This window comes from Stenotrophomonas sp. YJH_SMC_81 (assembly GCF_059370875.1).
The window spans coordinates 285,593-309,862 of sequence record NZ_JCAFUB010000004.1 but is presented as its reverse complement, the minus strand read 5'-3'; the positions used below and the strand labels follow the sequence as shown (position 1 = coordinate 309,862).

The 24,270-nt window shown below is 66.4% G+C and carries 19 protein-coding genes; 9 read left to right on the top strand and 10 right to left on the bottom strand.

Annotation, left to right across the window (positions count from 1 at the left end; genetic code table 11):
* Positions 1-22: 22 nt before the first annotated feature.
* The 4 genes from AC5P8U_RS10850 to AC5P8U_RS10835 all read right to left on the bottom strand — a co-directional run bounded on the left by AC5P8U_RS10850 (position 23) and on the right by AC5P8U_RS10835 (position 4,375).
* Positions 23-1,387 carry an NAD-dependent succinate-semialdehyde dehydrogenase gene (locus AC5P8U_RS10850; protein WP_151354937.1) on the bottom strand — a complete coding sequence of 455 codons (1,365 nt, stop codon included), beginning with the start codon at positions 1,385-1,387 and terminating at the stop codon, positions 23-25.
* Between the two features lie 83 nt (positions 1,388-1,470).
* Positions 1,471-2,313 carry an ABC transporter permease subunit gene (locus tag AC5P8U_RS10845; protein ID WP_005415928.1) on the bottom strand — a complete coding sequence of 281 codons (843 nt, stop codon included), beginning with the start codon at positions 2,311-2,313 and terminating at the stop codon, positions 1,471-1,473.
* Positions 2,310-3,242: an ABC transporter permease subunit gene (locus AC5P8U_RS10840; protein ID WP_069137955.1), complete on the bottom strand. Its 933-nt coding sequence runs from the start codon at positions 3,240-3,242 to the stop codon at positions 2,310-2,312. The genes AC5P8U_RS10845 and AC5P8U_RS10840 overlap by 4 nt, the downstream gene beginning before the upstream one ends.
* Complete coding sequence (locus AC5P8U_RS10835; RefSeq protein ID WP_072166765.1) at positions 3,239-4,375, bottom strand: ABC transporter ATP-binding protein; 1,137 nt, start codon at positions 4,373-4,375, stop codon at positions 3,239-3,241. Before AC5P8U_RS10835 ends, AC5P8U_RS10840 begins: the two co-directional genes overlap by 4 nt.
* Positions 4,376-4,666: 291 nt before the next feature.
* Between AC5P8U_RS10835 and AC5P8U_RS10830 the strand changes: the two genes are divergently transcribed.
* Entirely contained in the window at positions 4,667-6,055 is a 1,389-nt protein-coding gene (locus AC5P8U_RS10830; RefSeq protein ID WP_447897296.1) for a flavin-containing monooxygenase, read from the top strand.
* A gap of 43 nt (positions 6,056-6,098) precedes the next feature.
* Here the strand turns inward: AC5P8U_RS10830 and AC5P8U_RS10825 are convergent, their stop codons facing one another.
* The 3 genes from AC5P8U_RS10825 to AC5P8U_RS10815 form a co-directional block, all read right to left on the bottom strand.
* The gene (locus tag AC5P8U_RS10825) at positions 6,099-7,208 is read right to left on the bottom strand and encodes a polyamine ABC transporter substrate-binding protein (protein WP_188241121.1); all 1,110 of its coding nucleotides are present in this window, start codon (positions 7,206-7,208) and stop codon (positions 6,099-6,101) included.
* A 91-nt stretch (positions 7,209-7,299) separates the two neighbouring features.
* A complete protein-coding gene (locus AC5P8U_RS10820; protein WP_049416306.1) occupies positions 7,300-8,697 on the bottom strand; it encodes a glutamine synthetase family protein in 1,398 nt (465 codons plus the stop codon).
* Positions 8,694-9,455 (bottom strand): gamma-glutamyl-gamma-aminobutyrate hydrolase family protein, encoded by a 762-nt coding sequence (locus tag AC5P8U_RS10815; protein WP_447897299.1) that lies wholly within the window; start codon positions 9,453-9,455, stop codon positions 8,694-8,696. The genes AC5P8U_RS10820 and AC5P8U_RS10815 overlap by 4 nt, the downstream gene beginning before the upstream one ends.
* Before the next feature lie 161 nt (positions 9,456-9,616).
* Between AC5P8U_RS10815 and AC5P8U_RS10810 the strand changes: the two genes are divergently transcribed.
* Positions 9,617-10,894 carry an NAD(P)/FAD-dependent oxidoreductase gene (locus tag AC5P8U_RS10810; protein ID WP_088497697.1) on the top strand — a complete coding sequence of 426 codons (1,278 nt, stop codon included), beginning with the start codon at positions 9,617-9,619 and terminating at the stop codon, positions 10,892-10,894.
* 222 nt (positions 10,895-11,116) lie between these two features.
* Positions 11,117-12,709, top strand: a complete 1,593-nt coding sequence (locus tag AC5P8U_RS10805) for an MASE1 domain-containing protein (protein ID WP_072166938.1) — start codon at positions 11,117-11,119, stop codon at positions 12,707-12,709.
* Between the two features lie 160 nt (positions 12,710-12,869).
* Here the strand turns inward: AC5P8U_RS10805 and AC5P8U_RS10800 are convergent, their stop codons facing one another.
* On the bottom strand, positions 12,870-13,328 hold the full coding sequence (locus tag AC5P8U_RS10800; protein WP_229766026.1) for a hypothetical protein: 459 nt from the start codon (positions 13,326-13,328) through the stop codon (positions 12,870-12,872).
* Between the two features lie 489 nt (positions 13,329-13,817).
* Here AC5P8U_RS10800 and AC5P8U_RS10795 point away from each other — a divergent pair, with 489 nt between their 5' ends.
* The 3 genes from AC5P8U_RS10795 to AC5P8U_RS10785 all read left to right on the top strand — a co-directional run bounded on the left by AC5P8U_RS10795 (position 13,818) and on the right by AC5P8U_RS10785 (position 17,366).
* On the top strand, positions 13,818-15,380 hold the full coding sequence (locus tag AC5P8U_RS10795; protein WP_188241123.1) for an MASE1 domain-containing protein: 1,563 nt from the start codon (positions 13,818-13,820) through the stop codon (positions 15,378-15,380).
* Positions 15,381-15,475: 95 nt separating this feature from the next.
* Entirely contained in the window at positions 15,476-16,819 is a 1,344-nt protein-coding gene (locus AC5P8U_RS10790; RefSeq protein ID WP_111202200.1) for a diguanylate cyclase, read from the top strand.
* A gap of 85 nt (positions 16,820-16,904) precedes the next feature.
* A complete protein-coding gene (locus AC5P8U_RS10785) occupies positions 16,905-17,366 on the top strand; it encodes a bacteriohemerythrin (protein ID WP_188241124.1) in 462 nt (153 codons plus the stop codon).
* Here the strand turns inward: AC5P8U_RS10785 and AC5P8U_RS10780 are convergent.
* Entirely contained in the window at positions 17,347-18,648 is a 1,302-nt protein-coding gene (locus AC5P8U_RS10780; RefSeq protein ID WP_072166939.1) for an MFS transporter, read from the bottom strand. The genes AC5P8U_RS10785 and AC5P8U_RS10780 overlap by 20 nt on opposite strands.
* A 243-nt stretch (positions 18,649-18,891) precedes the next feature.
* Positions 18,892-20,388 carry an aldehyde dehydrogenase gene (locus AC5P8U_RS10775; protein WP_447897301.1) on the bottom strand — a complete coding sequence of 499 codons (1,497 nt, stop codon included), beginning with the start codon at positions 20,386-20,388 and terminating at the stop codon, positions 18,892-18,894.
* 104 nt (positions 20,389-20,492) lie between these two features.
* Here AC5P8U_RS10775 and aptA point away from each other — a divergent pair, with 104 nt between their 5' ends.
* The 3 genes from aptA to AC5P8U_RS10760 all read left to right on the top strand — a co-directional run bounded on the left by aptA (position 20,493) and on the right by AC5P8U_RS10760 (position 24,198).
* The gene (gene aptA / locus AC5P8U_RS10770) at positions 20,493-21,845 is read left to right on the top strand and encodes an omega-aminotransferase AptA (protein ID WP_072166771.1); all 1,353 of its coding nucleotides are present in this window, start codon (positions 20,493-20,495) and stop codon (positions 21,843-21,845) included.
* Positions 21,846-21,908: 63 nt separating this feature from the next.
* Positions 21,909-22,787: a ParB N-terminal domain-containing protein gene (locus AC5P8U_RS10765; RefSeq protein WP_495214143.1), complete on the top strand. Its 879-nt coding sequence runs from the start codon at positions 21,909-21,911 to the stop codon at positions 22,785-22,787.
* Between the two features lie 124 nt (positions 22,788-22,911).
* Positions 22,912-24,198 carry a DUF445 domain-containing protein gene (locus AC5P8U_RS10760; RefSeq protein WP_188241126.1) on the top strand — a complete coding sequence of 429 codons (1,287 nt, stop codon included), beginning with the start codon at positions 22,912-22,914 and terminating at the stop codon, positions 24,196-24,198.
* The last annotated feature ends 72 nt before the right edge of the window (positions 24,199-24,270 follow it).

Here is a 24,270-nt window from a genome sequence, read left to right as displayed (position 1 = left end):
CGGCCGGCATTGCCATTCGGCATCAAGCTACGTAAACGGTCTTGATGTTCATGAACTCATGGATGCCGTGGTCGGCCAGTTCCCGGCCAAACCCAGACTGCTTGCTGCCGCCGAACGGCAGCCGCGCATCGCTCTTGACGATCGCGTTGACGAACGCGGCGCCGCATTCCATGCGTTGTGCGAAAGCTTCGCCGCGCACCGGATCGCGCGTCCACACGCTGCCGCCGAGGCCGAAGCGGGTGTCGTTGGCCACGCGCAGTGCCTCGCTCTCATCAGCGACCCGGATCACCGCAGCCACCGGACCGAACAGTTCCTCGTCGTAGGCCGGCATGCCCGGGCCGACCTGGTCGAGCACCGTGGCCGGATAGCCGGCATGGGTGCCGGCAATCGGCTCGCCGCCTATCAGCACACGCGCCCCCTTGGCCACGCTGGCCTGTACCTGCTTGTGCAGTTCATCGCGCAGATCGGCACGGGCCATCGGCGCCAGCGTGGTGCCCCGCTCATCGGGGTCGCCGTACTGGCGCTCGGCCGCAGCTTCAACGAAGCGACGGGTGAATTCATCGGCTACCGCCTCGACCACGATGAACCGCTTGGCCGCGATGCAGGTCTGCCCGCTGTTGTCGAAGCGCGACTTCACCGCTGCCGCAACCGTCTTGTCGAGGTCGGCATCGTCGAGCACCACGAAGGCATCGCTGCCACCCAGCTCCATCACCGACTTCTTCAACTGGCTGCCGGCGTTGGAGGCGATCGAGCGCCCTGCCCGCTCGCTGCCGGTCAGCGTCACCGCCTTCACCCGTGCGTCGCGCAGCACGTCGGCGGCCTGGTCGTTGTCGATGTGCAGCACGTCGAACACGCCGTCCGGCAGGCCGCCATCACGGCACACCGCCAGGATCAGGTCGGCACACTGCGGCACGTTGCTGGCGTGCTTGAGCAGGGCCACGTTGCCGGCCATGAACGCCGGTGCGAGGAAGCGGAACACCTGCCAGATCGGAAAATTCCACGGCATCACCGCGAACACGCAGCCGATCGGCTCGTAGCGCACATAGCTGCGCTGCGCTTCGGTGTCGATCAGCTGCGGCTTGAGATAGTCGGCCGCATGGTCGGCGTAGTACTCGCAGGCCGCCGCGCACTTGTCGACCTCGGCCAGCGCTTCGACCTTGAGCTTGCCCATCTCGTGGGTCATCGCCTGCTGCAGGTCGTCGCGGCGCGTGCGCAGCTGCGCCGCGATCTGGCGCAGGATCGCGCCGCGTTCCTGCAGCGAACGCTCGGCCCAGCCGGGGAACGCATCGGCGGCGGCCTGCAGGCGCTGCTCGATGTCGGCAGCGCCCATCAGTACATGGCGGTAGGTCACCTGGCCGGTGGCCGGGTCGACGATCTCGACGGTCATGGGGGATCTCCATCTGGAAGACCCCCATTGTGCGCCGCCGGCCGTGAGCCGGGTGTTGCCGGCACAGTCGACGGATCGTGTACTCAGCCGTTGTCCTGCCGCGCCAGCTGCAGGTCGCGCTGGCGCCGCTTCTCGGCACGGGCATTGATGTACCAGCCGATCACCGCGGCGATCGATACCGCCGACACCAGCAGCGTGGCCAGTGCATTGATCTTCGGGCTGATGCCCATGCGCACCGACGCAAACACCTTCATCGGCAGCGTGGTCGAGCCCGGCGTGGCGACGAAGCTGGCCACCACCACGTCATCCAGCGACAGGGTGAACGCCAACAGCCAGCCCGCCACCAGCGCCGGCGCGATGATCGGCAGGGTGATGCGGGTGAACACGGTCAGCCGGCTGGCCCCCAGGTCCATCGCCGCTTCTTCCAGCGACAGATCCATTTCCTGCAGCCGCGAAGACACCACCACGGTGACGAAGCACAGGGTGAAGGTGACGTGCGCGATCCAGATGGTGGCCAGGCCGCGCGCCGGGAAGCCCGGAATCGCGCCCATCGAGGCCAGCAGCGCCATCAGCGAGAAGCCCAGGATCACATCCGGCATCACCAGCGGCGCGGTGACCAGCGCACCGAACAGCGGCTTGCCACGGAAGCGCTTGAAGCGGGTCATCACCATCGCCGCCAGCGTGCCCAGCACGGTGGCGGTACAGGCGGTCCAGAACGCCACCACCAGGCTGGTCCACATCGCATCCATCAGCGCGCGGTCGGCGAACAGGTCACTGTAGGCGCGGGTGGAGAACCCGGCCCAGACCATCGCCAGCCGCGAGCTGTTGAACGAATAGAACATCAACAGCAGGATCGGCAGGTACAGGAAGGCGAAGCCGAGCAGCAGCACGCCCAGCCCCAGGCCCTTGGCGGTACGCGGGCTCATGCCTGCTTCCCTTCCAGCAGGCGCTGCTGGGATCGGTTGAACAGCAGGATCGGCACCAGCAGCAACAGGATCATCGCCACCGCCATCGCCGAGGCACCCGGCCAGTTGCGGTTGTTGAAGAACTCGTTCCACAGCTGGCGGCCGACCATCAGCGTCTCCGAGCCCCCCAGCATTTCCGGAATCACGAATTCCCCCACTGCCGGGATCATCACCAGCATGCAGCCGGCGATGATGCCGGCCTTCGACAGCGGCAGGGTGATGCGGAGGAAGGCCTGCCATGGCCTGGCACCCAGGTCGTAGGCCGCTTCCAGCAGGCGGTGGTCATGCTTGACCAGGTTGGCGTACAGCGGCAGCACCATGAACGGCAGGTAGCAGTAGACGATGCCGATGTAGGCGGCGGTCGGCGTATCGATCAACTGCAGTTTCGGCAGGCCCATCGACGTCATCAGCGTCTGCAGGCCGGTGAACTGCAGGAACTGGTCAAGCAGGCCGTTGCGGTCCAGGATCGCCTTCCACGCATACACGCGGATCAGGAACGAGGTCCACGACGGCAGCACCACCAGCATCATCGCCACGTTGCGTGCGGCCGGCGACAGGCGGGCGATGGCGTAGGCCATCGGGTAGCCGATCAGCAGGGTCAGGAAGGTGGAGATGGCCGCGATCCTGATCGAGCTCAGGAAGGCCTGCGCATAGATCGAATCGCGGAACAGCGCCAGGTAATTCTCCAGGTTCAGCTTCAGCGAGAACCCGCCGTCCCCGTACTGCAGCAGCCAGGTATACGGCGGCGAGCCGACCCGGCTGAGCGAGAAACTGATCATCAGCACGATCAGGAACGGCACTGCGAAGAACAGCAGCAGCCACAGGTACGGAATGCCGATCACCGTGGCACGCAGCCCCGGCAGCCAGCGCTTCAGGCCGGCGACGCTCATGAGGTGAGCACCACGCCGTCGTTGTCGCGCCAGTGCACCCACACCTCGTCGCCCCAGGTGAAGCCATCACTGGCCCAGCGCTGCGAGTTGGCGAAGTTGGCCAGCACCTTGGCGCCGCTGGGCAGGCGCACGTGATACACCGAGTGGCTGCCGAAGTAGGCGATGTCCTCGATCACGCCCTGCGCCTTGTTGGTGTGCCCTTCCGGCTCGTCCTTGCCGATCATCACCTTCTCCGGGCGCAGCGCGAATGCGACCGGCTGCCCTTCGTAACAGGTGATGCCATGGGCGATGTAGATCGGCGCCGGGAACAGCGGCGAGCGCACGGTCACGTACTCGGGCAGGTCCTCGTCGATCACCCCATCGAACAGGTTGACCGAACCGATGAACTCGGCGACGAAGCGGTTGGCCGGCTGCTCGTAGACCTCGTCCGGCTTGCCGACCTGCTGGATCCAGCCGGCATCCATCACCGCGATGCGGGTGGCCATGGTCATCGCTTCTTCCTGGTCGTGGGTGACCATCACGCAGGTCACGCCCGACGATTCGATAATGCTGACCAGTTCCAGCTGCATCTGCGAGCGCAGCTTCTTGTCCAGCGCGCCCATCGGTTCGTCCAGCAGCAGCAGCTTCGGCCCCTTGGCCAGCGACCGCGCCAGCGCCACGCGCTGCTGCTGGCCACCGGACAGCTGGTGCGGCTTGCGTTTGCCCAGGTGGCCCATCTGCACCAGGTCGAGCATTTCGCCGACGCGCTTGCTGATCGCGTCCTTGCCCAGGCCATCCTGCTTCAGGCCGAAGCCGATGTTCTGCTCGACCGTCATGTGCGGGAACAGGGCGTAGGACTGGAACATCATGTTGACCGGCCGCTGATACGGCGGCAGCGCGTCCAGGCGCTGGCCATCGACGGTGATGCTGCCCTTGGTGGGCGTCTCGAAGCCGCCCAGGCAGCGCAGCAGGGTCGACTTGCCACTGCCGGAGCCACCGAGCAGGGCAAAGATCTCGCCCTTGCGCACGTCCAGGTTGACGTCGTCGACGGCGACGAAACCGTCGAATTCCTTGCGCAGATCACGAATGGAGAGATAGCCGGGCGCACCGGTCGTGTCGACGACGGCGGCTACCGGCTGGGCTTCAACGGGCATGGGGGCTCCGGGAGCGGGCGGTGGACAGCGGCGGCCATTCTAACGGCCGGGGGCCGAAGGGGATATGACGGGAGTGGGTGGAAGCGGCCGCTGGCCCGCCCAGGGCCCCCGAGGGCGTGTCAGTTTTCCCCGCGATGGTGGCCTGTCCGCCCCAAGGCCCGGGCTCCCCTGGACGACCCTGCAGCCGTCCCGGCCAGACACTGCGGGCGGCAGCCCGATCTGCAACATTTTTCAGAACGGGATCCATTGAAAGCCCCGGACATTCCCCGCGCAATGTCCCGCATCTAGGCCTTGCATGGACCGCCCCTGGTGATTTCCCCGGACAGCCCCTCCCCTTTCCCGCCCCGCCTGCCGGGCTGCCTGCCTGCACGGCTGCCGCTGGTCATCATCGGCGCCGGCCAGGCCGGGTTGTCGCTCAGCGCGCTCCTGCAGGAGGCCCGCGTCGAGCATCGCGTGCTGGAGGCCGAAACCGTGGGCGCCAGTTGGCGGCGGCGCTGGGATTCGTTCCAGACCAACACCGCCAACGCGACGATGGCCCTGCATGGCCATGCCTATGCGGGGGATGACCCGGAAGGGTTCATGCGGGCCCCGGAAGTGATCCGACGGCTGCGCGACTATGCCGACGAGCGCGCGTTGCCGATCAGCGAGGGGTGCGTGGTCCATCGGGTCGGGCCGGAGTCCGGTGGCTATGCCATCGACAGCAGCCGGGGGCTGATCCATGCCCAGGCGGTGGTGGTCGCCACCGGTGAATACCGCCGGGCGCGGTTGCCCCGGGCCCCTTTCGCGCCCGCAGCAGGCCTCACCGTGCTGCACTCCAGCGACTACCGCAGTCCCGGCCAGCTACCCGCGGGCGCGGTGCTGGTCATCGGCGGCGGCCAGTCCGGCGCACAGATTGCCCAGGACCTGTGCGACGCTGGTCGCAGCGTGTACTGGTCATTGGCCGATCGTCATTCGCACACCCGTCGGCTGCGCGGCAAGGACTCGATGACCTGGTGGGACATGGCCGGGCGCATCCATCAACACGTAAGCCAATCGGCGGCCGTACTGGCAGGCGAGCCGGACGCGCTGCGCAAGGCCCGCACCGCAGAGTTCCCCCTGATTTCCGGCAAAGGAAGTGCCGGCCTGGGCAGTTCGATCAGCCTGCTGGCGATGCACCGCGCAGGGATCAGGTTGCTGGGACGGTTGCAGGAATTCAATGGAAACACCGCCCGCTTCGCCGATGTCCGCCCGCAACTTCGCACCGCGATCGAAGCGACGCGGGCCGAGTACGCCTATCTCGATTCGCTGGCCAGCGCGTACTACGCCACGCGGCCCGAACCGCGCACCGACGATGCCCGCTACATTCCCGAAGAGGTCTATCTGCACTGGGAGCCGGACATAGCCCCGGATGAACTGGATCTGCAGGCGGCAGGCATCCGCTCGGTGGTGCTGGCCACCGGTTTCGTCGCCGAATGGCCCTGGCTCGATGTGCAGGGCGCGCTGGATGCCCACGGCTATCCGCTGGGCGAGTTTGGCGTTTCCCCGCAACCGGGCTTGTTCTTCATCGGCATGCACAACCTGCAGCGGATGAGTTCGTCGTTCCTGTGCAACGGCGGCCGCGATGCACGCGACCTGCTGCCGGCCATCCTGAGGCACCTTGGCCAGGCCGACGGTACCGATTCCGGCACGGTGAAGCGGTGAAGCAAGGCGGCCGCCGGGCAAGGCCCGGCGGCGCCAGACCGGCTTAACGGCCGGTCTTCACCTCGGTCCACAGCCGGGTGTAGAGCTTGTCGGCCTCCGGCGTGTTGATCGAGTAGGTGAACATCTTATCGGCCACGTCGGCCGGCGGGTAGATCGTCGGGTCGGTGCGGATCGCCTCGTCCACCAGCGGTGTCGCGGCCGGGATCGGGTTGGCGTAGTGGATGAAGTTGGTGTTGGCCGCGGCGACCTTCGGTTCCAGCAGATAGTTGATGAACCTGTACGCCGCTTCCGGGTGCTTGGCGTCCTTCGGGATCGCCAGCATGTCGAACCACTGCGGCGCACCTTCCTTCGGGATCGAATAAGCCACGTGCACGCCATTGCTGGCTTCCTCGGCGCGGTCGCGGGCCTGGATGATGTCACCCGACCAGCCGACCACCAGGCAGGTGCCGCCATTGGCCAGCGAACCGACGTACTGCGAGGAGTGGAAGTTCTGCACGTACGGGCGGATCGACTTCAGCAGGTCGGCCGCCTTCTGCAGCTCGGCCGGGTCGCCGCTGTGCGGATCCAGGCCCAGGTAATGCAGCGCGATCGGGATCATGTCGGCCGGCGTGTCCAGGATGGTCACGCCGCAGTCCTTCATCTTGCTGATGTTCTCCGGTTTGAACACCAGGTCCCAGCTGTTGGCGATATCGGTGCTGCCGCCGAAGCGCTGCTTCAGCATGTCCACGTTGTAGCCGATGCCGGTGGTGCCGATCATGTACGGCACGCCGTACTGGTTGCCCGGATCCTGGGTGGCGATGCGCTTCATCACCGCCGGATCGAGGTTGGCCAGGTTCGGGATCTTGCTCTTGTCCAGCGGCAGGAACACGCCGGCCTGGATCTGGCGGCCGAAGAAGTTCAGGGTCGGCACCACCACGTCGTAGCCGCTGTTGCCAGCCAGCAGCTTGGTCTCGACCATCTCATCGCTGTCGAACACATCGTAGGTCACCTTGATGCCGCTCTCCTTCTCGAAGGTCGGAATGGTGTCCTCGGCGATGTAATCGCTGTAGTTGTAGACGTTCAGGACCTGGCTGTCCTGCGCGCCGCCGTTGCCACCGCCACAGGCGGCAAGCATGGCGGAGGCCAGGCCGAGCGTGAGGATACGCAGCTTCATCGGGTGCTCCAGAATGCGGGAAGGGGGGCCGGCGGGGCCGGCGACGGGTGCCAGCCTACCCCCCGGCGGCGGATTTTTCTATTCCAGATGCTCAGACGTTCAGCAGCAGGAACTCGCGCTCCCACGAGCTGATGACGCGGAAAAAGGTCTCGTATTCCTTGCGCTTGACCGAGATGTAGGCGCGGCAGAAACGCTCGCCCAGCAGGGCCTGGAGCTCGCTGCACTGCTCCAGCCCGTCCAGTGCCTCGCCCAGCGAGCGCGGCAGGTTGTAGCCCAGTTCCTTCGCGCTGCCGGTCACCGGCGCGTCCGGCGCCAGCCGCTCGCGGATGCCGAGCAGGCCGCAGGCCAGGGTCGCGGCCATCGCCAGGTAGGGGTTGGCGTCGGAGCCGGCGAAACGGCTCTCCACGCGCATGTTTTCCGGCGTATCCAGCGGCACGCGCAGGCCGCAGGTGCGGTTGTCGAAGCCCCAGTGCACGTTGCTCGGCGAGACTTCGCCGAACACCAGGCGCCGGTAGGAATTCACGTTCGGCGCGAAGAACGCCATCGCCTGCGGCGCGTACTTCTGCAGGCCGCCCAGGTAGTGGCCGAACACCGGGCTGAACTCGCCCTCAGCATCGGTCTCGCCAGCGAACACATTGCTGCCATCGCTCACCCGCACCAGGCTCTGGTGGATGTGCATGGCACTACCGGGCTCGTTTTCCATCGGCTTGGCCAGGAACGTGGCGTACACCCCGTGGCGCATCGCCGCCTCGCGCATGGTGCGCTTGAACAGGAACACCTGGTCGGCCAGGTCCATCGCATCGGCATGGGTGAAGTTCACCTCCAGCTGTGCTGCGCCGGATTCGTGGATCAGCGTGTCCACGTCCAGCTTCATCGCATCGGCGTAGTCGTACATCAGGTCGAGGATCGGGTCGAACTCGTTGACCGCGTCGATCGAGTACGACTGTCGCGCGGTCTCCGGGCGCCCCGAGCGACCGGCCGGTGGCAGCAGCGGGAAGTCCGGGTCGGTGTTCTTCTGCACCAGGAAGAACTCCAGCTCCGGCGCCACCACCGGGCGCAGGCCCAGTTCCGCATAAGCCGCCAGTACGCGGCGCAGCACGTTGCGCGGCGCAAGCTCGTGCGGTTCGCCGCTCTTGGTGTAGCAATCGTGGATGACCTGTGCGGTAGCATCGGCTGCCCACGGCACCATGCGCACCGTATCCGGGTCAGGGCGCAGCATCATGTCCGAGTCCGACGGCGAGGTCAGCTCGTAGTAGTCGTCAGGGAACTCGCCGGTGACGGTGGTGGCGAAGATGCCTTCCGGCAGGCGCGTGCCGTAGTCGTGCGAGAACTTGTCGGCAGGAATGATCTTGCCGCGGGCGTTGCCGGTGATGTCCGGCACCAGGCATTCCACCTCGGTGATGCGCCGCTCCTTCAGCCAGCGCAGCAGGCTGCTTTCCTGCGGTGCGGGGGGCGTGGCCGTCTTGCGCGGGCGCGTTCGGGAACTCATCGGGAATCCAGTCGGTTCTGTTGGTGCTGCCGGCAAGCTTGGCCGAACGCACGGAAAATAGCGTGATAGAACGGCGTCTGCGTGACACGCCACTCCGGATGCCACTGTACGCCGAGCACAAATCCATGGTGCAGGCTGCGCGCCGCCTCGACCAGTCCGTCATCGGCCATGGCCTCGACCTGCAGGCCCTGCGCGAGGCGGGCGATGCCCTGTCCGTGCACCGAATTGACCTGCGCGCGGCCACTGCCGTGCCACTGCGCCAGCCAGCCGTCGGCGGCCAGGGTCACCGCATGGGCCGGCCCATACTGCACGTCCACCGGCGCCCGCGGGTCGTCGCGATGGTCGGCCAGGCCGGGCACCGCATGCACCTGCGGATGCAGGGTGCCGCCCAGTGCGACGTTCAACTCCTGGAAGCCCCGGCAGATCGCCAGCACTGGCAGGTCCAGCGCCAGCGCCTCGTGCAGCAGCGCGAAGGCATTGGCATCGCGGGCAGGGTCATGCGGATTGCCTGGCCAGCTGCGGCCGCCTTCGTAGTGCTGCGGTTCGATGTTGCTGACCGCGCCGGTCAACAGCAGGCCATCGAGCCCAAGCAGCCAGTCGCTGGCCGGCAACGGTGGCTGCAGGCTCGGCAACACCACCGGGGTCACCTCGGCCGCCTCGGCCAGCGCGCGCACATACTTCTCGCCGGCCACCGCGAAACGGTGGTGGCCGAGCACGGTGCTGTCGGTGGGCAGGCCCACCCAGGGCAGGCGGCGCATGGGAAGACTCCTTGGCGTGCCGACACGTTACCCGTCGCCTGGCAACGGCGGCAAGTCGCTGCCGTCACACCACAGCTGCCATGCATCGGCGAAACTACCGGGGTGAACGCTGATCGACCTGCCCTGCTCCGCCCGCCCGCACTGCACCCACGAGGCCTGCAGTGAGCGCCGCCTTTCCGCCCAGCTGGTATGCCTCCAGCCTGCCCGAACCGCCCGCACTGCCCGCGTTGCAGGGGCAGGTGCAGGCCGACGTTGCGGTGCTGGGCGCCGGCTATACCGGCCTGACCGCCGCACTGGAACTGGCCGTGCGTGGCCAACGCGTGGTGGTGCTGGACGCACAGCGGATCGGCTGGGGCGCGTCCGGCCGCAATGGTGGCCAGGTGCTGGTCGGCTATGGCTGCGAGGTGGACGAACTGGAGCGTCAGCTCGGCCGTAACGATGCGCGCCACCTGTTCGACTGGTCGCGCGACGCAGTACAGGCGATGCGCAGGCGCATCGACCGCCATGGTATCGACTGCCATTGGGTGGAGGGCCACGCCAGCGTCGCCATCCGCGAGCGCCATGAGCGCGACCTGCGCGCCAACTGCGAGCATCTTCAGCGCCACTACGACTACCCGATGCAGTGGTGGGACCGTGATGCGCTGCGCGCACAGCTGGACAGCCCGCGCTACCGCGCCGCGATGTTCGATCCGCACAGCGCGCACCTGCACCCGCTGGCCTATGCGCGTGGCCTGGCCGATGCGGCACGTGCGGCCGGCGTGGTGATCCACGAGAACTCCGCAGTGACCCGCGTGCAGCGCGGACCGCAGCCCACCCTGCATACCGCGCAGGGAAGCGTGCGCGCTGCGCATCTGGTGGTGGCCGGCAATGCCTGGCTGCAGGGCCTGCTGCCCGACCTGGAACGGCGGATCATGCCGGTCGGCACCTATATCGGCGCCAGCGCGCCGCTGGGGGCCGAGCGCGCTCGCGCCCTGATCGGCAACAACATGGCCGTGGCCGACACCGCGTGGGCACTGGACTATTTCCGCCTCAGCCACGACCACCGGCTGCTGTTCGGCGGCCGCGCCAGTTACTCGGCGTTGCCCCCACCCGGCCTGCACAGGGTGATGCAGCGGCGCATGCACCAGGTGTTTCCACAACTGGCCGACGTGCCGCTGGAGCAGGTCTGGGGCGGTTACGTGGACATCACCCGCAACCGCGCTCCGCATTGGGGCCGGCTGGACGGCAACCTGTACTTCGCGCAGGGGTTCTCCGGCCATGGGGTGGCCGCCGCCGGGCTGGCCGGCGAGGTCATCGCCGCCGCGATTGCCGGCCAGAGCGAGCGCCTGGACGTGTTCCAGCGCCTGCGGCATGCGCCTTTCCCCGGCGGCCGGCTGCTGCGCACGCCGCTGCTGGTGGCGGCGATGTCCTGGTACAAGCTGCGGGATGCGTTGTGGTGAAGATTCCGCATCTCCTGGATTGAACGCTCTGACAGGCGCACCGCAGCGCTGATCGTGCTGCACACGTCACAGATTTTCACGCAACATCTGTGATGGATGGTTGGTCAACTCCCTAAATGCGCCGCTGTGCAATTGCATAATCGTTCGCAGACCGATAACGTCCTGAGAAACCGGGCCTCGCGGCGAATGGAAGCTGACAGGGGACACGTAGGAGAGGGGGACGTGCGATTGGACTGGTGGAAAGAAGGATTGTTGCTGAAGGTGCGCATTCGTCCGGCTGGCCTGATGCTTGCCTTGCTTTATGCAGTTGCCTATTGGGCAACCCGACAGCTGTCGCTGGATCAGTTCTATTTGCCAGCCGGCATCCGGGTGGCGGCCGTACTGTTGTGCCCGCCGCGCCTGTGGCCGTATCTGCTGCTGGGCGAATATGCGTACTTTGCACAGTCCCGCGTGCCAATGATCGAGAAGTACGGCCTGACATGGGTCATTGTTGCCTCCGCGTTCCTCATGCCCGCAGTGATGTTGATTGTGAAGCTGCAACGGCGACTGATGGCGGAGTCGCAGACGATCGGCCTTTTGTTGATTGCCGCCGCTTCCAGCGTCGTAGTTACGCTGCTGAACCTCAGCTTTTCTCATCTGCTCTGGCCAACACCCCCTTCCACGCCCTTCCTGACCAGTGCGGCGCGTTACAGCGTGGGCGACTTCATCGGCATTCTGACGGTGGCCCCCATCGCCATGCTGTGGGCGCGACAGGACCTGGGGCAGGAGTGGAACGCTGGACGAAAGACCCCGATGCTGGCGGCACTTTCATCGATGCTCCTGATCGGGATAGCAGCAACTCAACTGCCCGCAGACTGGGTTGCGCTGAAGGCAACGCTCCTGCTGCTGCTGGCACTCCCCGCGGCCGCACTTACCTGCCTGTATGGCTGGAAGGGTGCCGCCCTTGCAGTACCGGTGCTCAACATGGTCATCGGCCTGACCACGCCCAACACCCATCCCACCGCATTCGATCCCGCGGCCTTCATCACCCAGCAGATCATGGCGATCAGCGGCATCGTATTGCTGTTGCTCGGATCACGCATCACCCACTTCTACCATCGTTACAGGCTGCGCGAGATGGGGGAAAGGGACGCCATCCATCTTGCGAGGAGCTCGCAATTGGCCAGCGAGATGGAGCTGCGTGAGCGTGCCCTGCACCTTCGCAAGCTCGGCGACGGCATTGATACCTCACTGGTGGAGCTGGCCGACTGGCTCAAGGCCCAGGGACATCACGCAGTGGCCAGCAGCCTTCTGCATACTTCGAATGTACATTCGCGGCTCCTTCGCGAACAGACAAGCATGGTCTATCCCTCGGGTCTGGAGCATCTTGGGCTTTACGTGGCTTTGCAGGCTGGTGGCATCCGTGAGTCGTGGACGCTGACGGAGCGCGTTCTCCGCCCTGATCTGAAAGGCGACCCCTGCAACCTGAGCGTGGAACTGCAGTTGGCCGCTTACCGGACACTGATTGATGCAGTCTCCATTCTTCTCAAGCATGAAGGTGGACAGATTCGCATTCGTGCAAGATGCGGCGGAATGGGCTCCAGGCGCGGAATCCTCATGGTCGTGTCGCTGCTGGAGTCGCGTCGGCGCCTTTCCCAGCAGACAACCATGGCAGCGTTCGAGCGGCTGACCGGGCGAACCCTGCCCTATGACGGGACCGTTGACTGCTATCGCAACCGGGTCAGGATCCTGTTCCTCGACCGTGAAACAAAACTTGAGACACAGCCCAGTGCTCCATCACGGTACAGCTGCCCTGCACCCTCTGCGCTGCAGTAGCGCATTTCACAGTCAAGCGATCGGATCGAACCAAGGCAGCGGTATCGCATGAACGTCCCGCTCATCCCGCTGGCCAAAGGCGTCATGGGCACCCGGCGAACATCCGGGTGCCCATGCAGTCTGACACTGAAGCTCTCCGATATCCCGGCAACAGGCGGTATCAGGGTGCCTCTACCGCCCACAAGACATCAGCTCCGCTTGCATATCTGACCAGCGTGAATGCGGGGGACCGATAGACAACCGTCCTGGTGGCTTTGGCGGGAACAGGCAGGCGCTGCTCAGGCAACGACACCTTCGCAGATGGGTCACCTGCCGGCAGTACCCAGAACGTGCCCGCAGCATTGCCGATCACGATGTGCACGTGGCCCGCGAGATCGTTTACCTGGAAATAATCCATACCATCGCGCTCGAACCCATAGACCAACCAGCCGGGATCCACGCTCAGGTCCTGTGCCTGCGGAATCGACTGGCCGAGTCCTTGGCCGGCCATCTTGATTCCATGGTCGTCACTCGGGGCAAAAGCAAGAACGGATACCGGCACCAACATCAACGCACCAGCAAATGCATGAATTCGGAAATTTCCCACACTAACCTCCAGGTTGGATGCAATACGGATCAAGCAGGATGCTACCCCCAATCGCATCAGCATATACCGGGCGGACTCCGTAAAGCCCATGGGACATAATCGACTGGATCGATGCAAACCCATGCCACGCCGATGCAGCGTCCGAAATCGCCAATACCCGTAGCGAAACCCGCCCACGGTGCGGGTCAGCTGCATCTGCGACAAATGACCTGGACAGGCGCGTGTAACAGCAGGACATTGTCGATTGCGCGATAGTGAACACAGTGGACAGCATCAACTGCCGAATGTAGCGGGTGCAACGGCTGCAACGTGATCGAACCGAGGACGCGCTGATTGTGGATGATTCACCGTCCGCTGGTGGCTATGCCGACGCACTGCTGACCGTGTAGGGCCACGAAGCGCAGGACGCCGGCAATTGCAGCGCAAAGGGAGGCCAGACACCTCGATTGCGCCCTTCTCCGACTGTCGATAATGTCTACGGACGTGGCCAGTCATCATTGGCCGGGAGGCAAGAGGCGGGGCTTGGACCGATTCAAAGAAGCAATTGAACTGAGCTTCCGGATCCGACCCGTCGGAATCGCACTCGCGGCCGTCTACGCTTTGAGCTGCCTTGTCTCGCGTCAGTTCTCGCTGGATCAGTTCTTCCTGCCAGCGGGCATCCGGGCAGCGGCACTCCTGATCGTCCCGACCCGCCTGTGGCCCTACCTGCTGCTTGGCGAGTACACCTACTTCGCAACCCTGCGCATCCCCATGATCGACAGCTACGGCCTGGCCTGGGTCATCCTGGCCTCGACGCTGCTGATGCCGATGGCGATGCTTGTGGTCCACCTGCACCGCATGAGAATGCCATCGGAGTCCGCCGCCGGCCTCTGGCTGCTGTCGCTGACCTTCTGCACGGCGTTGTTCGTCCCGGTTCTCAATATGGGCATTTCATTCGCCCTGTGGTCGAACCCGCCGCCGAGCAACCTGCTTAGCGCAGTTGATCGCACGATCTTTGGCCACTTCGCCGCCATCATTACCCTCGTGCCACTGGCATTCCTCTGGTCGCGACGAGACGCGGCCCCCAATTGGACGCGCCGCTTTGCTGCACCTACGGTCACGGCCATCCTGGTGATGCTGGTCCTGGCCCTGTGCATGCAGCTTACGGCCATCAGCGCCCACACCACACGCACCCACCTGGTGCTGCTGTCCTCCCTACCGGCGATCGCCCTGACCTTCATGCATGGGTGGCGTGGCGCTGCCATCGCGATTCCGCTGTTGAACCTTCCACTCCATTTCGCCACTCCCAGCACCGGCCTACCGTCCTCGTTCGACCTGGGCACCTTCGCCACCCAGCAGAACATGGCCGTGATGAGTGTCGCACTGCTCGCCCTGGGATCCAGCATCAGCTATCACCACGAACGTGCACGGTCCCGTGGGCTGGCTGAGGAAACCACATTGCGCTTGGCACGTAGTTCGCATCAGATCCGTGAGCGTGAACTTCGCGAGCGCGCCTCCCATCTCAGGCAACTCGGCGAAGGCATGGACAGCTCGCTCGGCGAGATGGTCAGCTGGCTGAAGGCGCAGGGGCATCATGCGGTGGCCAACAGCCTGCAGCACGCCTCATCCGTGCACTCGCGGCTGTTCCGTGAACAGGCCAGTCTGGTCTACCCCACGGGGCTGGAGCAGGTTGGGCTGTATATCGCGCTGCGCGTTGGCGGCGCGTGCGAGAACTGGGACAACTCCCATCGCGTGATACCGCCCCGGCTGGAGGGGAACCCCTGCATGCTGACTGTTGACCTGCAGCTCGCCATCTATCGCTCGCTGATCGAGGCGGTGTCGCTGCTGCTGGAGCTGGAGTCGGGACAGGTCAGCGTGCGCGTCCGGAGCGGCCAGGCTGGCGACCGCCGCGGCATTGTGGTGGTCGTGGGCCTGCTTGACCGCAGTTGCACGCTGTCGAGTGGGACCGTTCAGCAGGCCACGGAGCGTCTGGCCGGCCGGATAATGGCCTACGGCGGTACGGTGCATTGCCGTGGCAACCGGCTCCGGTTCGTCCTGCACGAATCCATTGCGGGCACAGCGGCGTCATTCACATCGCCCGCCTGATCGCCGAACGACACGCAGGGCATACTGCCCCGCTAAAGTTACACCCGAAACCGCCGCTATCCGTGCCGAGCCCCTCCCTCGTGAGCCACCGCATCATGCCCGTGCTGCCGCAGGCCGCCGTCGATGGCGACCTGGCCGATCCGCTGCCGCAGCGGATCCTGCTGGTCGAAAACTCCCGTGCGTTCACCGGCATGCTGCGCGAAGCCATCGAGCAGCGCCTGGAACTGCCGGTGGTGATCGCCTCCACCCTGGCCGAGGCCGACCGGCTGCTCAGCGAAGGCGGGGGCTGGTTCCTGGTGCTGACCGGACTGGTGCTGGCCGACGGCGACCGCGATGCAGTGGTCGAGTTCTTCCTCAAGCGCGACCTGCCGACGGTGGTGGTCAGCGGCGTTTACGACGAGGACCTGCGCAAGCGCGTACTACAGCAGCAGATCATCGACTACGTGCTGAAGAATACCCCGGGCAGCATCGACTACCTGGTGTGGCTGGTGCAGCGGCTGGAACGCAACCGGCGCATCGCCGCGCTGGTGGTGGACGATTCGCCGTCCGCGCGTGGCTATGCCGCCGCCCTGCTGCGGATGTATGGGCATGAGGTGCACGAAGCCGCCGACGGCAACGAGGGCTTGGCTGCTATCGAGGCGCATCCGGCGATCCGCCTGGCGGTGGTCGACCAGGAAATGCCCGGCATGCAAGGCGTGGAATTCACCCGTCGCCTGCGCACCCTGCGCTCGCGCGACAAGGTGGCGGTGATCGGCATCTCCGGCAATACCGACGCCTCATTGATCCCGCGCTTCCTGAAGAACGGCGCCAACGATTTCCTGCGCAAGCCGTTCTCGCGCGAGGAGTTCTTCTGCCGCGTCTCGCAGAACGTGGACCAGCTGGAACTGATCGGCACCCTGCAGGACCTGGCCACCCGCGACTTCCTCACCGGGCTGCCCAACCGGCGCTTCTTCCTGGAGCAGAGCCAGCGCCAGCTGCCGCACCTGCAGCTGCACGGCCAATGCGTGGCGGTGGCGATGATCGACATCGACCACTTCAAGCACATCAACGACACCCATGGCCACGAAGCAGGCGACGACGCGCTGCGCGCGGTGGCCGGCGCGGTGACCGCGCATGCACGCAGCCACGACCTGATCGCGCGCTTCGGCGGCGAGGAGTTCTGCCTGCTGGTGCCAGACATGGAACAGGACGAGGCGCTGCTGTACTTCGAGGAGCTGCGCCAGCGCATCGCCGCACTGGAGGTGGACATCGGCACCGCTACCCTGCGCATGACGGTCAGCATCGGCCTGTGCTGCCTGCGCCCGCAGCGCGATGCGCTGCACCGGCTGATCTCCGAGGCCGACCGCCAGCTGTACCTGGCCAAGGCCGGTGGCCGCAACCGGGTCAGCTGCACCACGGTGGCCAGCCCGCTGCGTCCACGCGAGCCTGCGCTGACCTGACCGGCTCGCTTTGATCCAGATCAACGCCGTTCCCGCACGGCAGCTCTACAGTCGGCCCCGACATACGCATGAAGGGGAGCCGGGGATGGCACTACTGGTCTGGCAGGACGATCTGAACATCGGCATCGATGTGATCGACCAACAACACCGTCGCATCATCGAGATGCTCAACCACCTGCACGTGGCGCAGACCAGCCTGCAGCGTGCAGCGGTGGGTGAAGTGATCGACGAAGTCGTCGACTACACCCTGTCGCACTTCGCGTTCGAGGAAGAGCTGATGGAGGAGGCGGGCTACCCGTTCTGTGCAGCGCACAAGCGCGTGCATGAGATCTTCATCAAGCGCGTGGCCGAGTACCGGTTGCGCTTCCAGGCCGGCGAGGACATCAGCGACGAACTGCGCACCATGCTCTCGCGCTGGTTGTTCAACCACATCCGCGGCGATGATCAGGCCTATGCCGAACAGGTCAAGGCGCACCTTAACCAGTTCACCCGCGAGCACCAGGGCGGTGGCTGGCTGGGACGCACGCTCAAGCGCTTCTTTGGCTGAACCGCAGCGCGCGCCGGTGCAGTGCCACCAGCGCGCACAGCGTCGCTGCCGCAGTCAGGCACAGGTAGTAGCCGACCGCGACCAGGCCGAAGCGTTCGGCCAGCCAGGTGGCCAGGTACGGCGCCGGTGCCGCACCCAGAATGCCGGCCAGGTTGAATGACAGCGATGCGCCGGTGTAGCGCACCTCCACCGGGTAGATCTCGGCCAGGAAGGTACCGCAGGGGCCATAGGTCAGGCCCATCAGGAACAGGCCCAGGCACAGGAAGGCGGTGACCATCCACGGGCTGTGCGGCTGGAACAGCGGCGCGAACAGCACGCCAAAACCGATGATCAGCACGCTGGCCACGATCATCGTGCGGCGCGTCCCCCAACGGTCGCCATAGCGCGCCGACAGCGGGATGCCCAGCGCGAAGAACAGCATGCCGGCCATCTGCATCAGCAGGAACTGCTCGCGGCTGTAACCCAGCACGGCCGTGCCGTGGCCGAGGCTGAACACGGTCATCAGGTAGAACAGCACGAAGGTGGCGAACGCGCCCAGGGTACCCAGCAGCATCGGCACCGGGTGGTCACGCAGCACCGTCCACATCGGCAGCCGCACCGGCGCCTTGCGCTCCAGCGCCTGCTTGAAGTCGGGGGTCTCGTGGATGTTCAACCGCACCCACAGGCCGAGGCCGACCAGCAGCGCGCTGGCCACGAAAGGAATGCGCCAGCCCCATTGCAGGAAGTCGGCCTGGCTCAGGCAACGGCCAAGCACCAGGAAGATGCCGGCCGACAGCAGGAAGCCGAGCGGTGCACCCAGCTGCGGGAACATGCCGTACCAGGCACGCTTGCCCGGCGGTGCGTTCTCGGTGGCCAGCAGCACTGCCCCGCCCCACTCCCCGCCCAGACCCAGGCCCTGGCCGAAACGGCACAGCGCCAGCAGCGCCGGCGCCCACAGCCCGATCTGTGCGTGCGTCGGCAGCAGGCCGATCAGCACCGTGGACAGCCCCATGGTCAGCAGCGCAGCCACCAGGGTGGCCTTGCGGCCGATGCGATCGCCGAAATGGCCGAACACTGCCGAGCCAACCGGGCGTGCGATGAAGGCCACCGCGAAGGTTGCCAGCGACTGCAGCAAGGCTGCCTGTTCGCTGCTGTCCGGGAAGAACAGGTGCGGGAACACCAGCACCGCGGCCGTGGCGTAGATGTAGAAGTCGAAGAACTCGATCGTGGTACCGATCAGGCTGGCCAGCAGAACACGACGGGGGGAATTCACGGGCGGCGCGGCAGCGGTGATCGTCGACATCGGCAACGTGGGAAATGGCAGATCGCCCGATTCTGCCACGGGCAGGCGGCGGTACGGCACGATGGTTTCAGCCGACACCGATGCCAACGAGGGGCCAGGCGCCTCTGTAACGTCGAGCCATGCTCGACGGTTCTTCTCTTCGCGAGATGCAGCCGAGCATGGCTCGGCTCTACAGAAGAACGAACGGCAGTCGAGCATCCCTCGACTCTACAGAGAGCGAACAGCCGTCCAGCAGTCGCGTCGTTACAACTGGATCCAGGTGGCCTTGATCTCGCTGTACTTGTCGAACGCATGCAGCGATTTGTCGCGCCCGTTGCCGGACTGCTTGTAGCCACCGAACGGAGCGGTCATGTCGCCGCCATCCCAGCCGTTCACCCATGTGCTGCCGGCGCGCAGCTGGCGCGCGACGCGGTGGGCCCGCCCCAGGTCCCGTGTCCACAGGCCGGCGGCCAGGCCGTAGCGGCTGTCATTGGCCACGCGCACCGCTTCGGCCTCGTCTTCGAACCCCAGCACGGCCAGCACCGGCCCGAACACTTCCTCGCGCGCCAGTGCCTGCTCCGGGCGCACCTGGTCGAACACGGTGGGCTGGACGTAGCTGCCGCCGGCTTCCACTTCGGCGCGCCGCCCACCCAGCAGCAACCGGGCGCCCTCGCCTTCGGCGCGCGCGATATCGTCCATCACCTTGTCCAGGTGCGCGGCATCCACCAGCGCGCCCATCGGCGCATCGGGGTCCAATGGATGGCGGGGGTGCATGTGCTGGCCATAGGCAACCACCTGATGCACGAAATCCTCGCGGATCGAACGCTGTACCAGAAGCCGCGAACCTGCGGTACAGACCTCGCCCTGGTTGAAGAAGATACCCTGTGCCACCGCCTTCGCGGCGGCGTCCAGATCAGGGGCGTCGGCGAACACCACATGCGGGCTCTTGCCGCCACACTCCGGCCAGACCCGCTTGAGGTTGGATCGCCCGGAACACTGCAGCAGCTTCGCGCCCGTGGCGGTGGAGCCGGTGAAGGCGAGCACGTCCACATCCATGTGCAGGGCCAACGGCTCACCGACGCGCGCACCGTACCCCGGCAGCACGTTCAGCACGCCCTCTGGCAGGCCCGCTTCGGCGGCCAGCGCCGCCAGCCGCAACGCACTCAAGGGCGAGCGCTCGGACGGCTTGAGCACCACCGAGTTGCCCATGGCCAATGCAGGCGCGATCTTCCAGCAGGCCATCAGCAGCGGAAAGTTCCACGGAACGATCGCGGCCACGACCCCGGCGGCCTCGCGCGTGACCAGTCCCAGTTCGTGCGGGCCGGTCGGCGCGATCTCGCCGTACAGCTTGTCCACGGCCTCGGCGGTCCAGCGCAGGCAGCGCACCGCGCCTGGCAGGTCGATGCGGCGCGCATCACGCACCGGCTTGCCCATGTCCAGGGTTTCCAGCAGGGCCAGCTCGTCGGCGTGCTTTTCCACCAACGCCGCCAAGGCTAGCAGCACGCGCTTGCGATGGGACGGGCTTGCCTGCGACCAGTGCCCCGCCTCGAAGCTGCGCCGCGCGGCCAGTACCGCGCGCTCCACGTCCTGCGCGTCGCAGTCGGCGACCGCCCCCAGTACGCGACCGTCGATCGGGCTGACGCAGTCGAAACGGGCGCCGCTGGCTGCATCGACATAGCGGCCATCGATGAAGGCCTGGCCTGGCATCGACAGCTGGAGGGCCAGCGCCTGCCAATGGCTGCGGTCGGGAAAATCGGCCATGGGAAGCTCCAGCATTCAACGAGCCTTGGTTATACTGGGGTCACCGCGACTCCGCCGTGACGTGGCTGCGCTACATTCGTCGCATCGGACCCGACGGAGCTGGCATGAAGCGTCCCGGAAGCGACCTGCACGACCTGACCACACAGCGCCCCGAGTCACTGGACGCTTACTGGATGCCATTCACCGCCAACCGCCAGTACAAGGCGGCACCACGCATGCTGGTCCGCGCCGAAGGCATGCACTACGAAGATATCGATGGCCGACAGATCCTTGACGGCACCGCCGGCCTGTGGTGCTGCAACGCCGGCCACGCGCGACCGCGCATCGTCGAGGCCATCGCCGGGCAGGCACGCACGCTCGACTACTCGCCCGCTTTCCAGATGGGCTCGCCGCCGGCCTTCGCGCTGGCACAACGGCTGGCCGCACTGGCTCCGGCCCCGCTCAACCATGTGTTCTTCACCAGCTCCGGCTCGGAGGCGGTGGATACCGCGATGAAGATCGTGCTGGCTTACCACCGCCAGCGTGGCGAGGGCCAGCGCACGCGCTTCATCAGCCGCGAGAAGGCGTATCACGGCGTCGGTTTCGGTGGCATGGCACTGGGCGGTCTGCCCAACAACCGCAGGGCGTTCGGCCTGCAGCTGGGGGGCGTGGACTATCTGCGCCACACCCTGGACCTGCAGCGCAACGCGTTCAGCAGGGGCCTGCCGCGCCAGGGCGCGGAGCTGGCCGACGACCTGGAACGGCTGATCGCGCTGCATGACGCCTCGACGATTGCCGCCGTCTTCGTCGAGCCCATCGCCGGCTCCGCCGGGGTGATCCTGCCCGCGCCCGGATACCTGCAGCGCCTGCGCGAATTGTGCGACCACCACGGCATCCTGCTGGTGTTCGATGAGGTCATCACCGGTTTCGGCCGGGTCGGCATGCCCTTCGCCGCACAGCGCTTCGGGGTCACCCCGGACCTGCTGACCTTTGCCAAGGCGGTCAGCAACGGCGCGGTGCCGCTGGGCGGCGTGCTGGCCAGCGACGCCGTGCATGCCACGCTGATGCAGGCCCCGCCGCAGGCCATCGAGCTGTTCCACGGCTATACCTACTCGGGGCACCCGCTGGCCTGCGCCGCAGCGCTGGCAACACTGGACGTCTACGCCGAGGAGCGCCTGTTCGAGCGCGCCATCGAACTGGGCGAGTACTGGCAGGAACGGCTGCACGCGCTGCAGGGCCTGCCCAACGTGATCGACATCCGCAACTTCGGCCTGGTCGGTGCGGTCGAGCTGGCGCCGCGCCGCGATGCACCTGGCAGCCGCGGCTACGAGGTGTTCCGGCGCTGCTTCCACGACGGCCGGCTGCTGGTGCGCTGTACCGGTGACATCATCGCGCTGTCGCCGCCGCTGATCGTGGACAAGGCACAGATCGACCAGATCACCGGCACGCTGGGCGAGATGATCGGGGCCACCGCCTGAGCCCGGGCCGGTGGTGGCGAGCGGGTACAATGGACGGTTCCGCTCCTGCTCGCTGCCGTGCCCATGGATATCGTCGTCAAAGAAGAACTCGAGGCCTACATCGACCCGCTGACCGCGGACGAACATGACGCGCTGGAGCGCAGCATCCTGGCCGAAGGCTGCCGCGATGCGCTGGTGCTGTGGGGTAATGTGCTGGTCGATGGTCACAACCGTTTCGGCATCTGCCAGAAGCATGGCCTGCCCTTCAACACCGTGCAGAACACGCGCTTCCAGAGCATGGAAGACGTGCACCTGTGGATGATCGAGCAGCATCTGGGCCGCCGCAGCGTATCCGACTTCCAGCGCGGTGTGCTGGCGCTGCGCAAGCGCGACATCCTGGCTGCCCGCAAGCAGGTCGAGCAGGCGCAGCTGCAGCGCGAGAGCGACGGTACCGCCGAAACCGCCGATGAGGCGGGCGAGGACAGCCCGCCGTGGGAGCCGGCACCGAAGCTCAGCCGCGCCGAGCTGGCCCGCGAAGCCAAGCTGAGTACCAGCCAGGTCGGCATGATCGAGCGCATCCACGCCCAGGCTGCCCCCGAAGTGGTGGAGGCAGTGAAGGCCGGCGTGATCTCGATCAGCGCCGCTGCAGCCGTGGCCGACCTGCCCGAAGAGGAGCAGCGCGCCGCCGCCGCCGGTGGCAAGGACGAGCTGAAGCAGGCGGCCAAGCGCGTGCGCGAATCCAAGCGCAAGCCGCGCGCGCCGAAGCCGGACGCGGCCGAGATGGACTTCGAGGAGCCCAGCGAGGACGAGATCGCCAGCCGCGACGCCGAAGTGCTGTTGGCGCTGGAACAGCTGGGCGAGGATGCCCCGGCCCTGCGCCGCCGCGTGGTCGCGTTGACCCGCGAGAACGACACCCTGCGCGCGCAGCTGGCCGCGCTGCGCAAGCAACTGGAAGCGCTTTAAAAACGCGCGAGCCTCTCATGTAGAGCCGAGCCCATGCTCGGCTGCGGTTTGCCGCGCGCAAGGCAGCCGAGCATGGGCTCGGCTCTACAGGCAGGCATCACCAGGCTGCGGTTAGACTCGTGCAATGACGCCTGCCCACGATCCGCGCCGCGCCCAGCTGCGGCGCCTGAAGGCCCTCGCACTGGGCCTGCTGCTGTTGATGCTGGTCGGATTCGCGGTCAGCCATTGGTACGGCGAACGCGGCATCTGGGCCTGGGTTTCGGCCTTCTGCGAGGCCGCTGCGGTCGGCGCGCTGGCCGACTGGTTCGCGGTCGTTGCGCTGTTCCGGCGGCCAATGGGCCTGCCGATTCCGCACACCGCGATCATCCCGCGCAGCAAGGAGCGCATCGGCGACAGCCTGGCGCTGTTCGTGCGCGACCAGTTCCTGGAGCCAGGTGTGCTGCTGGCCAAGCTGCAGGTGTTCGATCCGGCCAGCCGTCTCGGCAGCTGGCTGTCCGACCCGGCGCGCTCGCGGATGCTGGCCGACATGGCCCGCAGCTGGGCGCTGCAGGCACTGGATTTCTTCGACGAAACCGCGGTACGCCGGCAACTGCACGCCTTCGTGGTGCAGCAGCTGCGGCAGTGGAATGCCGCTGCCACCGCCGGTGAACTGCTGGCCCTGCTGACCGCCGATGGACGCCACCAGCGCGTGCTGGACGAGGGCCTGCAGCGGCTGGGGCGCTGGCTGGAGCAGCCGGAGGTGAAGGAACGCGCCTCGCAGCTGATCGTGCGCTACATCCAGCGCGAATGGCCGACGCTGTCGAGCACGGTGAACTGGGTCAAGCCGATCGACGAGATCGGCGACAGCCTGGCCGAGCGCCTGGCGCGGGCGGTACTGGAAGAACTGCAACAGGTGCTGGCCGAGCCGCAGCATCCGCTGCGCCAGGACTACGAGACCTGGCTGCAGAACTACGTGCAGCGCCTGCGCGAAGACCCGGCGCTGGCCGAGCGCATCGAACAGCTCAAGCAGGACATGATCGACCACCCCGCCCTGCAGGACTACGTGCAGGGGCTGTGGGCGCGCATCCATGCCAGCCTGCGCGCCGACCTGCAACGCGAGGACTCGGCACTGGTCGGCCACCTGCAGCGCAGCCTGGCGTCGCTGGGCAGCAGCCTGCAGGCCGACCCGGCCCTGCGCGAGGCCCTCAACCAGCACCTGCTGGAAGGTGCGCAGCGCCTGACCGGGCGCCTGCGCGAGGGCGTGACCACGCATATCGCGCAGACCGTGAAGGGCTGGGACGAGCGGCACCTGGTCGAGCAACTGGAACTGAGCGTGGGTCGCGACCTGCAGTTCATCCGCTTCAACGGCACCCTGGTGGGCGGGTTGATCGGCCTGCTGCTGCATGCGGCAACCGTGGTGTTCAGGTTCTAGCCCCGGCCAACGCCCACGATCAGCACGCTTGATTCATAAAATGCGAATACATATCATTTACTGATCGGTTGT